Origin of the sequence: Exiguobacterium sp. s57, from assembly GCF_018617685.1 — a bacterium.
Taxonomy (GTDB): Bacteria; Bacillota; Bacilli; order Exiguobacteriales; family Exiguobacteriaceae; genus Exiguobacterium; species Exiguobacterium marinum.
In genome coordinates, this window is record NZ_JACSKR010000001.1 from 896,603 (window position 1) to 909,836 (window position 13,234).

Annotated in this window: 16 protein-coding genes and 1 riboswitch; of the genes, 5 read left to right on the forward strand and 11 right to left on the reverse strand. The window is 45.9% G+C overall.

Going from position 1 to position 13,234, the window contains the following annotated elements; genetic code table 11:
- Window positions 1-82 precede the first annotated feature (82 nt).
- The 3 genes from glcT to KNO98_RS04585 all read right to left on the reverse strand — a co-directional run bounded on the left by glcT (window position 83) and on the right by KNO98_RS04585 (window position 2,690).
- Window positions 83-928 carry a glucose PTS transporter transcription antiterminator GlcT gene (glcT, locus tag KNO98_RS04575; protein WP_026825514.1) on the reverse strand — a complete coding sequence of 282 codons (846 nt, stop codon included), beginning with the start codon at window positions 926-928 and terminating at the stop codon, window positions 83-85.
- Window positions 929-1,032: 104 nt separating this feature from the next.
- Window positions 1,033-1,350, reverse strand: a complete 318-nt coding sequence (locus KNO98_RS04580) for a YuiB family protein (protein ID WP_026825513.1) — start codon at window positions 1,348-1,350, stop codon at window positions 1,033-1,035.
- Window positions 1,351-1,478: 128 nt separating this feature from the next.
- Entirely contained in the window at window positions 1,479-2,690 is a 1,212-nt protein-coding gene (locus tag KNO98_RS04585) for an NAD(P)/FAD-dependent oxidoreductase (protein WP_214699311.1), read from the reverse strand.
- A 264-nt stretch (window positions 2,691-2,954) separates the two neighbouring features.
- On the opposite strand from KNO98_RS04585, the gene KNO98_RS04590 reads away from it, so the two are divergent.
- On the forward strand, window positions 2,955-3,932 hold the full coding sequence (locus tag KNO98_RS04590) for an NAD(P)/FAD-dependent oxidoreductase (RefSeq protein ID WP_214699318.1): 978 nt from the start codon (window positions 2,955-2,957) through the stop codon (window positions 3,930-3,932).
- Window positions 3,933-3,971: 39 nt separating this feature from the next.
- Here KNO98_RS04590 and KNO98_RS04595 read toward each other — a convergent pair whose 3' ends face one another.
- Window positions 3,972-4,826: a Rossmann-fold NAD(P)-binding domain-containing protein gene (locus KNO98_RS04595; protein WP_214699320.1), complete on the reverse strand. Its 855-nt coding sequence runs from the start codon at window positions 4,824-4,826 to the stop codon at window positions 3,972-3,974.
- Window positions 4,827-4,938: 112 nt separating this feature from the next.
- A complete protein-coding gene (locus tag KNO98_RS04600) occupies window positions 4,939-5,295 on the reverse strand; it encodes a HesB/IscA family protein (RefSeq protein ID WP_026825509.1) in 357 nt (118 codons plus the stop codon).
- A 97-nt stretch (window positions 5,296-5,392) separates the two neighbouring features.
- Window positions 5,393-5,535, forward strand: a riboswitch (FMN riboswitch).
- A 163-nt stretch (window positions 5,536-5,698) separates the two neighbouring features.
- Between KNO98_RS04600 and KNO98_RS04605 the strand changes: the two genes are divergently transcribed.
- Window positions 5,699-6,286 (forward strand): ECF transporter S component, encoded by a 588-nt coding sequence (locus KNO98_RS04605; protein ID WP_026825508.1) that lies wholly within the window; start codon window positions 5,699-5,701, stop codon window positions 6,284-6,286.
- A 68-nt stretch (window positions 6,287-6,354) separates the two neighbouring features.
- Complete coding sequence (locus tag KNO98_RS04610; RefSeq protein WP_214699953.1) at window positions 6,355-6,927, forward strand: nucleotidyltransferase family protein; 573 nt, start codon at window positions 6,355-6,357, stop codon at window positions 6,925-6,927.
- A gap of 39 nt (window positions 6,928-6,966) precedes the next feature.
- On the opposite strand, the gene KNO98_RS04615 is transcribed toward KNO98_RS04610, so the two are convergent.
- Window positions 6,967-8,178 (reverse strand): NupC/NupG family nucleoside CNT transporter, encoded by a 1,212-nt coding sequence (locus tag KNO98_RS04615; protein ID WP_026825506.1) that lies wholly within the window; start codon window positions 8,176-8,178, stop codon window positions 6,967-6,969.
- A 203-nt stretch (window positions 8,179-8,381) separates the two neighbouring features.
- Window positions 8,382-8,615 (reverse strand): YuzB family protein, encoded by a 234-nt coding sequence (locus tag KNO98_RS04620; protein WP_483297374.1) that lies wholly within the window; start codon window positions 8,613-8,615, stop codon window positions 8,382-8,384.
- A gap of 101 nt (window positions 8,616-8,716) precedes the next feature.
- On the opposite strand from KNO98_RS04620, the gene KNO98_RS04625 reads away from it, so the two are divergent.
- Window positions 8,717-9,772: an NAD(P)/FAD-dependent oxidoreductase gene (locus tag KNO98_RS04625; protein ID WP_214699325.1), complete on the forward strand. Its 1,056-nt coding sequence runs from the start codon at window positions 8,717-8,719 to the stop codon at window positions 9,770-9,772.
- Between the two features lie 79 nt (window positions 9,773-9,851).
- Here the strand turns inward: KNO98_RS04625 and KNO98_RS04630 are convergent, their stop codons facing one another.
- Together KNO98_RS04630 and KNO98_RS04635 are read right to left on the reverse strand one after the other, a co-directional pair.
- Entirely contained in the window at window positions 9,852-11,135 is a 1,284-nt protein-coding gene (locus tag KNO98_RS04630; RefSeq protein WP_214699327.1) for a globin-coupled sensor protein, read from the reverse strand.
- A gap of 127 nt (window positions 11,136-11,262) precedes the next feature.
- A complete protein-coding gene (locus tag KNO98_RS04635; protein WP_214699329.1) occupies window positions 11,263-11,550 on the reverse strand; it encodes a YuzD family protein in 288 nt (95 codons plus the stop codon).
- Between the two features lie 129 nt (window positions 11,551-11,679).
- Between KNO98_RS04635 and KNO98_RS04640 the strand changes: the two genes are divergently transcribed.
- Window positions 11,680-11,907 (forward strand): NifU family protein, encoded by a 228-nt coding sequence (locus KNO98_RS04640; protein ID WP_012726833.1) that lies wholly within the window; start codon window positions 11,680-11,682, stop codon window positions 11,905-11,907.
- 19 nt (window positions 11,908-11,926) lie between these two features.
- Here the strand turns inward: KNO98_RS04640 and KNO98_RS04645 are convergent, their stop codons facing one another.
- Window positions 11,927-12,706 carry a TIGR01457 family HAD-type hydrolase gene (locus tag KNO98_RS04645; protein WP_026825501.1) on the reverse strand — a complete coding sequence of 260 codons (780 nt, stop codon included), beginning with the start codon at window positions 12,704-12,706 and terminating at the stop codon, window positions 11,927-11,929.
- A gap of 4 nt (window positions 12,707-12,710) precedes the next feature.
- Entirely contained in the window at window positions 12,711-13,154 is a 444-nt protein-coding gene (locus KNO98_RS04650; RefSeq protein ID WP_026825500.1) for a DUF86 domain-containing protein, read from the reverse strand.
- Between the last annotated feature and the right edge of the window lie 80 nt (window positions 13,155-13,234).

The following is a 13,234-nucleotide window of genomic DNA, read 5'->3' on the forward strand; positions in this document are numbered from 1 at the left end:
CCCCCAATGGAGAAATCACATAACGTTCCACTCCTTACTCATGCCTGATCGAATCAGTAACACGTAAGACACGTGGTATCATTTATCTACTTGTTAGGCGCTGGAGATGCATCGTCAAATATGTCGCTTCACCTCGTGGGACGGGACGCTTTAATTCGCGTTCCATGATGCCCATCAGCTCCCAAGCAGTACTATAGCATAGCGGATATTCATCGCGCAACACCTTTTCAATTTTTTGTGGGGCTTCGACCATCTCACCGGTCGCAACCCGCTCAACGGCGTACCTTAAGTGCCGAAGTAAGCGCTTATAATCGAGTGAGGAACGGTCCATTTTCACGTTCAAACGACTCTCAATTGTCTTTACGATTTGTCCGATAATTTGGTTGTGTCGGTTGACTTCCAGGACGTTTTTAAATGTCGTCGCTGAATGGATATGCAGCGCGATAAATCCAGTTTCCGCATCAGGCAATAATACATTCAATCGTTCGTGGAACATATCGACGATTCGCTCCGCGAGCGCATACTCATTTGGGTAAAGAGATTCCGTTTCAAGTAAAAACGGGTTCGTCACTTCCATCCCTTGCTCGATTCGCTTCATCGTAAAGAATAAGTGGTCGGTCAAGCCGATATGAATATGCTCATCCACTTTCTTGCCCGTGCTCGTTTCAATAAATCCGACAATTTCTTGCATGAACGCAATAAAGTCCTCATCGACATGTTTAACAAGTTCTTGATATTGCGACTGTTCTTCCTTGTCCGTCAACTGATACACTTTCTCCGGGACGCTGGCCGGGTCGACGACGTCGCCAGGTTTTTTACCAAAGCCAATCCCCTTCCCGAGCAAAATGACTTCCGGATCCGTATCATGTTGACAAATGACAACGCTATTATTCAACACTTTTTTGATCGTATACATCGGTAATGTCATTCGCATCGCATCCCTTACTAAAAATCGTTTCGCTATCTAGTATATCGGTTCATGCCCTAAAAAAGTAGGGACAAAACAAAAAAGGCGAACATTTCTGTCGCCAATTAAAACATTGAATAACCGCTCTTTCGTAAGAAACGAATCGTCACACCAGCCAAGATTGCACCGAGCAATCCAAAGCCAAGCATGAACAAATCGAGAAGTTGCAACCCGACGAGTCCCTGATAGACACTCGTAAGCGCGGTAGATGTCTCGGTCACGTAACTTGAAAGTTTGACATTATCAATCATCATGATGACGAAAATTGGATAAATGAACACAAGTGTCCATGTTTTTTTGAGTAACATATTCAAGATGAAGCCGATACTGAAAAAAATCGTCATATACAAAACGGCCCCAATGACCGCCTGAATTATATGCATCTGTTGTTCCCCCTTGTCCGCTCTTCATTATACAAAATTTCAACTCATGTGGTCAAAGAACTTCATGTGAAGATTTCTAAAGAAAACGGCTCGTTCCACTTTCAGAACGAGCCATACATCATTTAGGATTAGAACTTCCCTTTTTTTAGGACGAGTCCGTATTTTTTCAATTCGATGAAGTGTTTGTTGTCGATGACTTTCTTCATGAATGACGCGTTGCGACCGAAAATCTTTTTGCCCATCACGATCCCGATACCATCGTTGTGTCCGAGCGAAGCAACTGTTCCTTTACTCTCGTAAGTGAATTTCGATGTCGATTTGCCATTGATGAGTGCCGCGATGTTTTTCGCAACGTTGTGAGCTTGTTGTGTCGCAATTTGCGCCGTCGGTGGATATGGACGGTTTGATGCCGGGTCCATGACCGCCGAGCAGTCACCGATGATAAAGACGTTATCGTGACCTGGTGCACGGTTATCCGCTTCGACCATGACACGATTACGGACTGCTTCAAATCCTGATTTTTCGATGATTGGGCTACCGCTTACACCACCTGTCCAGATGATTGTGTTAGCCTTAATCGTTTCTGTCGTCTCACCTTTAAGCGGGCCGAATGTGACGATGCCTGGCTCAACGCCTTTGATTCCGTTACCGAGTTTCATCTCGACACCGTTACGCTCCAACCATTTCTGCGCATATGTCGTGAGTTCAGGGTCGAATCCTGGAAGAACCGTCGGTGCTGCTTCAATGTTGACAATGCGGACCGCTTCGCGTGGTACGTCATATTGCTTGCAGAGTTCAGGAATACGGTTGACGATTTCACCAAGGAATTCGATTCCTGTGAAGCCAGCACCACCAACAACGATTGTGACGAACGAATTGTCAGAAGAACCGTTTGTTTTATATTGAGCGAATGAGTACTCGATATGTTCTTTAATTTTACGAACACTATTCAATGAACTGATAGTCATCGCATGTTCTTTAAGACCTGGGATACCGAATGTCTCAGGCACACCACCAAGACCAAAGACAACGTAGTCATATTCGACGACCGAACCGTCTTCAAGCATCACTTGTTTTCCAGCAGTATCGACGCGATCGACGATCCCTTTGACAAATTTCACACGTGATGGGTTCACGATATCATTAATGTAGACGCGCGCTTGGTCTGGGTTCATCGTTCCAGCTGCTGGTTCGTGAAGCCAAGTCGTTTGGTAGTGATAATCATGTTTGTTGATTAGCGTAATGTTCGCATCCCCTGCAGCGAGTGTCTTTTGAAGGTTGACGGCTGTAATGAGTCCGCCAAATCCTGCACCAAGAATAACAATGTTAGGTCGTTTCATGTTCATTTCCACCTTGTTTAAAAGTTTTGTTTTTTCGAACAACCATGTTGTGTGTTTCTTCACATAGATGTTCACAATAAAGCCTATTCTTGTTCAACGTCTGTTCACAATTGCTTCTGCTTCATTGTACGCTCTTTAATTTGAATTCTCAATGAAAAAGCTCCCCTTCTTGAATTTTTTTTGAAAATGTTGCATGTTTGTACTGAATGGATTTAATTCAATAAACTCTCTATAATAATTGTATACGCTTTGAGGAGGAATTCGATGAAGACGACAAAAGATGTAATCATCATCGGTGGTGGTCCGATCGGACTGTTCACCGCATTTTATGCAGGCATGCGCCAACTCGATACGACGTTGATTGAAAGCTTACCGCAACTCGGGGGCCAATTGTCAACGCTCTATCCTGAAAAATATATTTATGATATTGCTGGTTTTCCAAAAGTGAAAGCACAGGACTTAATCGATCAATTGAAAGCACAAGCTGACCAATTCGAACAAGATTACCGCCTCGGTGAAACCGTTGAAACGGTGGAGCGTCTCGAGGACGGGACATTCATTTTGACGACAAATAAAGAAGAGTATCATACAAAAGCTATCATCATCACAGCCGGAAACGGTGCTTTCTCCGCTCGTCCACTCGGTCTCGATGGCTGTGAAGATTACGCCAACCTTCATTACTTCGTCGACAATATGGAAAAATTCCGTGACCGTCGTGTCATGATTGCCGGTGGTGGTGACTCAGCTGTTGACTGGGCACTCATGCTCGAAGGCATCGCGAAAGAAGTACACATCGTTCACCGCCGTGATCGCTTCCGCGCCCACGAGCATACGGTCGAACAGATGAAAGCTTCGACGATTAACGTCCTCACACCATACAACATCGAGTCATTGTCAGGTGATACGCACATCGAATCTGTCGAATTGACGGATAAGAACGGCGAGTCAAAAATCATTGAAATCGATGATTTGATTTGTAACTACGGATTCGTTTCATCGCTAGGTCCAATCAAGAACTGGGGAATGGAGTTCGAAAAAAACACGATCCGTGTCGACTCGCGCATGGAGACGACCGTAGCCGGCATCTTCGCTTGCGGTGATATCGCCACATACGAAGGAAAAGTGAAATTGATCGCGACCGGTTTCGGTGAAGCTCCAATTGCCATCAACCAAGTGAAGCAACTTGTGGACCCGACCGCTCGTCATCCACAACACTCGACGTCTGTATTTGCCGGGAAATAATGTTAAATCCTCTGTGGATATGCCCACAGAGGATTTTTTTCATTTCCGCATTGTCTGGAGAATGACTCGGTCGATCCAATCATCGAGTTGTGTGAACACATAGCCCGCCTTCTTCGCTTCGGCAATCGACATATAGTAGTCGACATCCGAATCATACGGGGAAGACTCTCCGTCTTTTATAATTTGAACGGTTTTTCCGACGTGTTGACCAATTCGTTCCATCAACGCTCCTATGGAAATAAGGCCATCACTCGCTGCATTGAATGGACCAGTGACGTTTGCACGTCCTACCCATTCCAAAAAGCCTGCTGCTTCCGCGCTCGAGATGAATCCCATCCTCGCTTCCGGGTGATGCAGAACGACCGGTTCTTCATTTCGGATCGCATCTACATAAAATTTGAGTCGATCCGTATAGTCATCCGGACCTAAAACGATGGGTAGGCGTACCGTCACCACCGGGAACGAGGCGCGATGGAAGAGAAACGATTCAGCTTCTCGTTTCCCTTGTCCATAATCGTGTTCCGCGTCTAAGTGATATTCATAATGAAGTGGATTAAAATCACTCTCATTTAAATCAGGCCCCGGTGCATACACCGACATCGTTGACGTCAGTACGTATTTCCCGACCTTTCCCATGAACGCATCTGATGCAATCTTCGCCTGATACGGTGTAAAACAAATATTGTCGTAGACGAGATCGTACCGTTCACGTGCTAAGTCTTTCAATGTCGCCACCGATTGACGATCTCCTTTGACGGACCGAATCCCTTCGGCTTCTGGTACTTGCAGTTGGCCCCTTGTCACAATCGTCACATCGTCCCCCGCTTCAGCAAGTCGCAGCGCGAGCCGTTTCCCGAAATAGCGTGATCCTCCAAAAATCAATACTTTCCTCATCACTCTAGCCCCCTTTGATACGATTCTCTTTCCTACATTCCCTTTCCCTGCCGTTCCGTAACTGCTCGAATCGCACAAAAAAAAGACTATGGCGTTCCATAGTCTAAACTAGTTAGCAATCTCCTGGTGTCCCGGCATTCGTCGCCGTCCGGAAACTCGAACCGCAGCCACATGTTGCGATGGCATTCGGGTTTTTAATCGTGAAGCCCCCACCGAGCATCGACTGCTTGTAGTCAATCTCGAGTCCGTCGACGACTCCATGGTCTGCTTCAGCGACGATGACGCGGACGCCGTGATGATCGAATTGAACATCTTTGTCCGTTTTTTCCTCGTCAAAGCCCATCCCGTAAGATAGTCCCGTACATCCACCACCTTGTACTTTTACTCGCAAGTATTGCGCTTCCGGGCGTTCGGCCTGTTTCATCATCTCTTGCACTTGAAGTGCGGCTGACTCTGTTAAATGAATCATTTGAACTCCTCCTTATATATCTTCATTTCAAGTCAATTGACTTGTAGTTTTGTGCATTTTCTTGTATAACTAAACTGTAACAAAAAAAATTAAATCGTTCCATCTTCGGGGCAGGGTGAAATTCCCGACCGGCGGTATTGAAGAATTGATTCTTCTCAGCCCGTGAGCGAGCAAGGCGTTGCTTGCTGATTTCGTGAGATTCGAAAGCCGACAGTATAGTCTGGATGGGAGAAGATGGCGGCATCCGACCGATATCCGGATGTTTTCTTTGACGTGGACTCTTCCACCTCGGAAAACATCTATTTCGTATGCGCGTAAACTCTCCCGATTGTCTCTAGTGCAATCGGGTTTTTATATGCGACGGGTGCCATTCATCGAGGAGCGACCTAAAGGAGAGATTCTGATGAAAACTACGCGCAATAAACGACTGACTACAATGGTGACGTTGGCGATGCTCGGGACGATTTCGTTCGTACTCATGCTATTCAACTTCCCGCTCCCATTCTTACCGCCATTCCTCAAAGTGGACTTTAGTGACATTCCCGCACTCATTGCCGGAATCGTCTTTTCCCCACTCGCAGGTGTCGTGGTCGTCGGATTGAAAAACGTCTTGTACTATGTCTTTAACGGTGGCGGTGTACCAGTCGGAGAAGTCGCAAACTTCTTCGCAGGTGTGGCCTTCATGTACCCAGTTGCTTGGTTCTACCACAAACGTAAGACGAACAAAGCACTCGCTTCTGGCTTACTCGCCGGAACAATTACGATGGCACTTAGCCTCGCCATTTTAAACTATCTTGTCATCTTGCCCGCCTATGCGTTCTTCTTCGGAATGGCAGACATGGCAGACCCGGCTGTGAAAACGGACCTTGTCCTTTACGGTATTTTACCGTTCAACTTGATTAAAGCGATCTTAATCAGCGCGCTCTTCGTCCCTCTTTTCATGAAATTGAAGCCGTGGATCGAACGTCAACGCGTCCAACTTCAAGCATAATCGATATACGAGCATCTAGGCTTTGCCTAGGTGCTTTTTTAACCGAAATTTAGGGAGGGCACTCCATGATGACTGACGAACAGAATTTGATTCATTTTTTTCAGCAAGATTCAGAACTCATGCAGCATCTCCATACTGTCGCCACCCTCAATCTACCGGATTGGTTGATTTGCGCGGGTTATATTCGCGCGAAAGTGTGGGACCATCTTCACGGATACGATACACCGACAGAGACGGATGACGTGGATGTGATTTATTTCGACCCGATTCATCCGGAAGAATCCATCGAAAAAAACTTAGAGCGGACGTTCTATCAACTGAACCCAAGCGTACCTTGGTCAGTCAAAAACCAAGCAAGAATGCATCATGTGAACCATCTCCCGCCGTACACTTCATCGACCGATGCACTCGCACACTTCCTCGAGACCGTGACAGCAGTCGGGGTGAGACTCAATTCAAATGACGAGCTCATCCTTGCCGCGCCATATGGGATTCAAGATTTGCTCAGTCTACAAGTGAAGCCAACACCGTTCTTTGAAGCAAACTCTTCAAACCATCCAATCTATTTGAAGCGACTAAAACAAAAAAACTGGCGCACCCAATGGCCGAACATCACACTTCTCCAATCATCTGTATACTAAAAAGCGACCACCGAAGTGATCGCTTTTTTCTTATACCGATTAGAGAAGAAGTCCAGCCAAAGTAGCTGACATCAAGTTTGCAAGCGTACCTGCGAGAATCGCGAGAACACCCATGCGTGCGATATCTCCACGACGGTTTGGTGCCATACCACCAAGACCACCGAGAAGGATTGCGAGTGATGAGATGTTTGCGAAACCACAAAGTGCGAATGCGATCATCGCTTCTGTACGAGCTGACAAATCACCTGAACCGATGATTGGTGCAAATTCAGAGAATGCGACAAATTCGTTCAAGACTAATTTTTGGCCAAGGAAGCTACCGAATTGTACAGCATCTGCCCACGGTACACCGATGACGAAAGCAAGTGGCGCAAAGACATAACCGAGAATCAACTGTAATGACAATCCGTCAAATCCGAAAAGACCACCAACTGATCCGAGGATCAAGTTAACGAGTGCAATCAATGAGACGAATGCAAGAAGCATCGCACCAACGTTCAATGCAAGGAAGAGACCATCAGATGCCCCTCGTGCAGCCGCATCGACAAAGTTTGCTGCTTTATTCTCTTCGTCTTCAACGATTTCGATGTCATCATCGGCTTCCTCAGACTCAGGAACGATGATTTTAGCAAACAATAGACCGGCTGGCGCTGCCATGAAACTCGCTGCTAGCAAGTACTCAAGAGGTACACCAAGCGCTGCGTAACCAGCAAGAACAGATCCGGCAACCGATGCAAGACCACCGACCATGACCGCGAAGAGCTCAGACTGTGTCATTGTTGGAAGATAAGGCTTGATGACAAGCGGTGCTTCCGTTTGACCGACGAAGATGTTCGCCGTTGCTGAAAGTGACTCTTTACGTGATGTCCCGAGTGCTTTCGAAAGTGCCGTACCAAGAATACGGATGACCCATTGCATGACGCCAAGGTAGTAAAGCAATGCGATTAATGATGACATGAACACGATGATTGTCAAGACTTGGAAAGCGAATACAAAGTTCCCTTCCCCTACAGCTGTACCGAAGACGAAGCTAATCCCTTCGTTTGCTGTATTCAATACCGCTTGAACTCCTCCAGAGATCCAAGCAAGTGCCGCACGCCCCCAAGCTGTATACAATACGAGGAAAGCGAAAGTGAACTGGACTGCAAATGCAGCAAGGACAGTACGCCATTTGATGGCTTTACGGTTGGTAGAGAAGATGTAAGCGATTGCAATTAGTGCCAAAATACCAACCACACTCATGATTTTCATTAATGTTGTGCTCCTTTCATATTAAACAAAGCGATTATATGTGTCATACCCGAAAAGAGATGTGCCCTACCGTTTGAAACGCTTTCTTTTTACCGTTGTTAAACGTCAGACAACCTACATTCGAACCTCTTAGAATATACCATCCCTCTTTTTAAAATGCAACGGGTGAAATAAAAAAGTTTGAGGCCATTCCCCCAAACTTTTTACCATGCCATCTCTTCTATTTTTTCATACACCTTCGATACCAACTCGTCCGGTGTCCCACCAGTCACGACTTCTCCGTCGACAAGGCAGAATAAATCAAGCGAACAGACACCACAGTAGCCTGTGCAGCCGTATTCAACCACATCAAGATCAGGGTCGGATTCCAATTTTGCACGTGCCACTTGTGAGCCCATCGCTAAATTCGAGGCACAAAACTCGATGATTGGATTCATCATATATGTCACCGTCTTTCTTTACGTGAATTATCGGAAAATGGTTCTTCTACGGCAGATTATAACATGATACAGTTGAAGAGTAACAAAGGGGGATTATTATGCGCAAATTAGTCGTCTTAGGTGGCGGTTACGGGGGAATGCGTGTCATCGAAAGAGTTCTTGGGCATCAATTACAAGACATCTCGGTCACGCTCGTCGACCGCTTACCTTATCATGGATTGAAAACAGAGTATTATGCGCTAGCCGCAGGAACGGTCTCAGATCGAGATATTCGTATCGACTTTCCAGAAGAAATTGACTACATATACGGACAAGTCACGGACATCGATACCGAAGACAAAATGGTTCTGCTCGCAAGTGGAGAAAAAGTGCCGTATGATGACCTCGTCATCGGATTAGGTTGTGAGGACAAGTATCACAACGTTCAAGGGGCAGCGGAGTTCACGTATAGCATTCAAACACTTGAAGAGTCACGTAAAACGCAACAAGCAATCAACGGCTTGCGACCTGGCTCGGTCGTCTCTGTCGTTGGGGCAGGACTGTCCGGTGTCGAACTCGCCAGCGAACTTCGTGAGAGCCGACCTGATTTGACGGTCCGTTTGTTCGACCGAGGTCCATCAGTGCTATCGTTCTTATCGAATCGGGTCTCGATGTATGTCCAGTCTTGGTTTGAAGAACATGGCGTTGAAGTCGTCAACAATGCGAACATCACACGCGTCGATGCCGATGGCTTATGGAACCATGAAGACTTGTTCCCGTCTGACTTGACCGTATGGACGGCCGGGATTCAACCGGTCGCTGTGGTACGTAATCAAGGTTGGGAGCTCGATGGGGGCGGGCGTGTCAAATTGACGGAACACCACTTTGTTCCCGGTTTGCCGGACGTCTTCATCGTTGGTGACAATGCAAGTTTGCCTTACGCACCGTCCGGACAACTCGCGGAAGCCCAGGCAGAACAAATCGTTCAAATCCTTCTCTGTAAATGGAAAGGCGTTGCCTATCCGGAGTTACCAGACATCAAACTGAAAGGGACGCTCGGCTCCCTCGGGAAGAAGGCTGGCTTTGGGGTGTTTATGGGGAAACAATCACTTACCGGTAAAGTTGCCCGTCTATTGAAGTCCGGCATTCTTTGGAAACATAAAGTCATCAAATAAACAGGAAAGAGTGGCAGTCGCCGGACTGCCACTCTTTCCTTTATATCGAAACTCCGTCTCCCGATTCATAGCGGGCAGTTCAAAGCTTCTCTGTTGAGACTAACAAATCTTCGGACGACGTCGCAATTTGTCTCGTTGCGTGTTGCAACTCCAGAATAGCATTTGTCACTTCTTGAATCTCATCAAACAAATGATTCATCTTACCATCAGTCATCGTCGAGTCTGTCGCGATTTTGACGAACAGATCCGTTACATGATGCATACGATTCATCGAATCTCTCATGTCTCGCTCTGTGATCATCACACGTTCAGTTGTTTCTTCAATTCGTCGATTTAAACGCTCTGTTAAGTGTTCAACTTGTTCGGCTGATGTTTTTGATTGATTAGCGAGTTGTCTCACTTCAGAAGCAACGACCTGAAAACCTTTTCCTTGTTCCCCAGCACGTGCAGCCTCGATCGCCGCGTTCAAACTAAGCATATTCGTTTGGTCTGCGATTCGTTTGACTCCGATAGTGATTGAAGAGATTTCAGACATCAATTGATTGAGTTCACCCATTTGGTGAGCGGAGTTCGATAGCTCTTCTGAGATAATCGTCAACTGGTTCGTCTCATTCATTAGCGCCTCTTTCCCAACCTGTGATGACTCACGCATGTCGCCGAGCGTCTCCTTAGCATCTTCGCTCATAGAACGCATCTCTCCGACCATACCGTTCATCAAACTAAAATTAGCCGTCATCTCTTGTGTCATCGAAACTAGACCTTCTGTGGTCGATTGAACTGCCTTACTTATTTGTTCACGATAGTCAATCTGATTTTTCATTTTAGCTGCTTCTTCATCAAACATTTCTAGAACGATTTGCTGTTCAAAGTTGAAAATCTTTGCCACCGCTGAGATGAGTTTCATTTTTGAAAATGAGTCGAACGATTCCGCTTCGATTTTCTCTAAAATATAATCGAATATTTTTTGGAAGGCCGCCATATACCATTTCCCTTTAAGACCAATCATATGATGGCGCTTCGCAATCCGATATCGTTTTTCAATGTAAGCTGAGTCAATGATTCCTTCAAACATTTCACCAATATGGGTAGTTAATGTCACTTTGAGTCGGTCCGAAGATGAGTGTTGATTGATGATATGATTCATCTCTTCTATTTCTTCTAAGTGACTATAAAACAGTTGAACAAGTTGAGGCAATACTTCTTGAATCTCATATCGATAGCTTCTCAAATATGCTAAGTCTTCTAATGTCAGTTGAATCAACTGTCGTTGTTGATTTAATTCTGGTGAAAGATCAATGTTGACTTTATCAATTTCGATCACTTTATCCAATTTTATCTGTACGTCTTTCTTTTTCCGAAACATCGCCATCGCCTCCTACAATAAATAGGATACAAAAAGATGAAGTTATTCCCTTCATTCAAAAATAAGGTGTTTTCGTAGACAAAAAAGACGATTTCATCACACATGAAACCGCCTCATCTGTCATATTTTATTTTTGAGTCGCTTCTATCGCCGCGTACACTTTTCGTAATTGAACGACCCCTTCGTCAATCACTTCCCCGTCGAGTAAGACAAGCGGATAGAACCATTCATCATCTTTGAGCGCCTGCGCAAACTCGTCCTCACTCTGTTCGAAATCAATATACTCGAAAGAAAAGGACTGCTCCGGATACTTGCGTCCGAGCGCACTTTGCAACCACTCATACGTCTCGGTCGAACTCGGTGCACCGACACAACTCGCACATTGAACTTCTGCCCCATACACTGTAATTTTCATCTTCATTCCCCCTCGAAACCATTATACAAAAATCTTGCCCACTCCCGATGAGGAAACGCTCAGCGTAAATGATTGAGAAACAATCTCAAACTTGCTAGAATAAAGTAGAACGAGAAAGGGGTAGATACCATGGAAATGTTTGATCAAGTCCAAGAAGTGCTCGATAAATTGCGTCCGTTCTTGCTTCGTGACGGCGGAGACGTCGAACTCGTTGATGTCGAAGAAGGCATCGTCAAGCTCCGTTTGATGGGTGCTTGCGGCAGCTGCCCGTCTTCAACAATCACGTTAAAAGCTGGTATTGAGCGTGCGCTCATCGAAGAAGTACCAGGCATCGTCGAAGTAGAGCAAGTATTCTAAGCAAAAAGGGAGACTTTCGTCATCCCTTTTTTTCGTGCTTCCATTCATCTAAACTCTCGACCATATAGGTTGGGAGTTTTTCTTGTTCCTGAATAAATGCCGGCCCATGTACACCTGAATTGACATGAAGCGTGCGAATGCCACCATCAATTCCGAACAAAATATCCGTATGATAGTTGTCCCCGACCATCACGACACTCTCTTTCGTCAACCCAATCATGTCCAGTGCAATCTCAATCATGACGGGTTCCGGCTTCCCGATAAAGAATGGTTCTTTTTCTGTCGTCACCGTTAAAACAGACGTGAGTGACCCGTTCCCAGGTAACAAACCACGTTCAGTCGGAATGGCGATGTCACCGTTCGTCGAAATGAATCGAGCCCCCGAACGGATAGCGATTGCTCCTCGTGCCAATTTTTCATATGTGATATGACGATCGAGGCCAATGACCACATAATCCGCTTTCGGTTCATCAGTGACGTGAAACCCACGAGATTCAAGCGCGAGACGAAGCCCATCTTCCCCAATCATATAGACGGTTGCCCCAGGAGACATCTTCTCGATATAAAATGCCGTCGCCATCGCACTCGTCAAGACGTTTTCCGCCTTCACATTCGCTCCCATCGAAATCAACTTATCGGCGATCTGCTGTTGCGTCATTGATGCGTTATTCGTGACGAACAAATACGGAACGCCTGTCGCCTCCAATTCATTCACGAAATCGACTGCCGCTTGAATCGGTTCCGTACCGGCATACATCGTACCGTCTAAATCAAACAAATATCCTTTAATCGGTTCCATCCAATCACTCGCTTTCTGGTAAAAATGCGGACACTGGTCCAAGTTCGACTTCTAAGTAGCGACGAACTTGCTCGGAGAACGCGGTAAATTCTTGTTTTGACGTCTTCAGCCACTCATCGAACCGCGATGCATCTGCATCGACAAACTCACGTACATAGTAAGTCCGCAATCCGACGAGTGCTTTTGTCGCATGTGCCGTCTTTTCATCGAGTACGCGTTCATCGAGTAGAATCTCGACAATGTCTTCATAGCTACCTGGGTCTCTCATGATGAATCCGTCAATCATCGAGTTCCCTACGTCGATAATCCCTTCCATGAGTAGTACGGCCATGCGTTGTTTCGCGAGCTCCACCGTAAACGCATCTCCGCTCAATTGATCGGTATGTGCCAACATCGTCTCGATTTGTTCCAGTGTCTGATTAATCTTCTCTCTATTCACAAAATACATGATGATCCCCCCTGCTGTTAATACTAATCTTTTTTCGCTCAGGAGAAAAGAATCTGTCCTATTTACATCATTTATAAAAA

Excerpts from the sequence above, each read along its gene's own strand:
- glcT (WP_026825514.1), bottom strand. The coding sequence starts at position 928 with ATGACATTACCGATGTATACGATCAAAAAAGTGTTGAATAATAGCGTT.
- KNO98_RS04580 (WP_026825513.1), bottom strand. The coding sequence starts at position 1,350 with ATGCATATAATTCAGGCGGTCATTGGGGCCGTTTTGTATATGACGATT.
- KNO98_RS04585 (WP_214699311.1), bottom strand. The coding sequence starts at position 2,690 with ATGAAACGACCTAACATTGTTATTCTTGGTGCAGGATTTGGCGGACTC.
- KNO98_RS04590 (WP_214699318.1), top strand. The coding sequence starts at position 2,955 with ATGAAGACGACAAAAGATGTAATCATCATCGGTGGTGGTCCGATCGGA.
- KNO98_RS04595 (WP_214699320.1), bottom strand. The coding sequence starts at position 4,826 with ATGAGGAAAGTATTGATTTTTGGAGGATCACGCTATTTCGGGAAACGG.
- KNO98_RS04600 (WP_026825509.1), bottom strand. The coding sequence starts at position 5,295 with ATGATTCATTTAACAGAGTCAGCCGCACTTCAAGTGCAAGAGATGATG.
- KNO98_RS04605 (WP_026825508.1), top strand. The coding sequence starts at position 5,699 with ATGAAAACTACGCGCAATAAACGACTGACTACAATGGTGACGTTGGCG.
- KNO98_RS04610 (WP_214699953.1), top strand. The coding sequence starts at position 6,355 with ATGACTGACGAACAGAATTTGATTCATTTTTTTCAGCAAGATTCAGAA.
- KNO98_RS04615 (WP_026825506.1), bottom strand. The coding sequence starts at position 8,178 with ATGAAAATCATGAGTGTGGTTGGTATTTTGGCACTAATTGCAATCGCT.
- KNO98_RS04620 (WP_483297374.1), bottom strand. The coding sequence starts at position 8,615 with ATGAATCCAATCATCGAGTTTTGTGCCTCGAATTTAGCGATGGGCTCA.
- KNO98_RS04625 (WP_214699325.1), top strand. The coding sequence starts at position 8,717 with ATGCGCAAATTAGTCGTCTTAGGTGGCGGTTACGGGGGAATGCGTGTC.
- KNO98_RS04630 (WP_214699327.1), bottom strand. The coding sequence starts at position 11,135 with ATGTTTCGGAAAAAGAAAGACGTACAGATAAAATTGGATAAAGTGATC.
- KNO98_RS04635 (WP_214699329.1), bottom strand. The coding sequence starts at position 11,550 with ATGAAAATTACAGTGTATGGGGCAGAAGTTCAATGTGCGAGTTGTGTC.
- KNO98_RS04640 (WP_012726833.1), top strand. The coding sequence starts at position 11,680 with ATGGAAATGTTTGATCAAGTCCAAGAAGTGCTCGATAAATTGCGTCCG.
- KNO98_RS04645 (WP_026825501.1), bottom strand. The coding sequence starts at position 12,706 with ATGGAACCGATTAAAGGATATTTGTTTGATTTAGACGGTACGATGTAT.
- KNO98_RS04650 (WP_026825500.1), bottom strand. The coding sequence starts at position 13,154 with ATGTATTTTGTGAATAGAGAGAAGATTAATCAGACACTGGAACAAATC.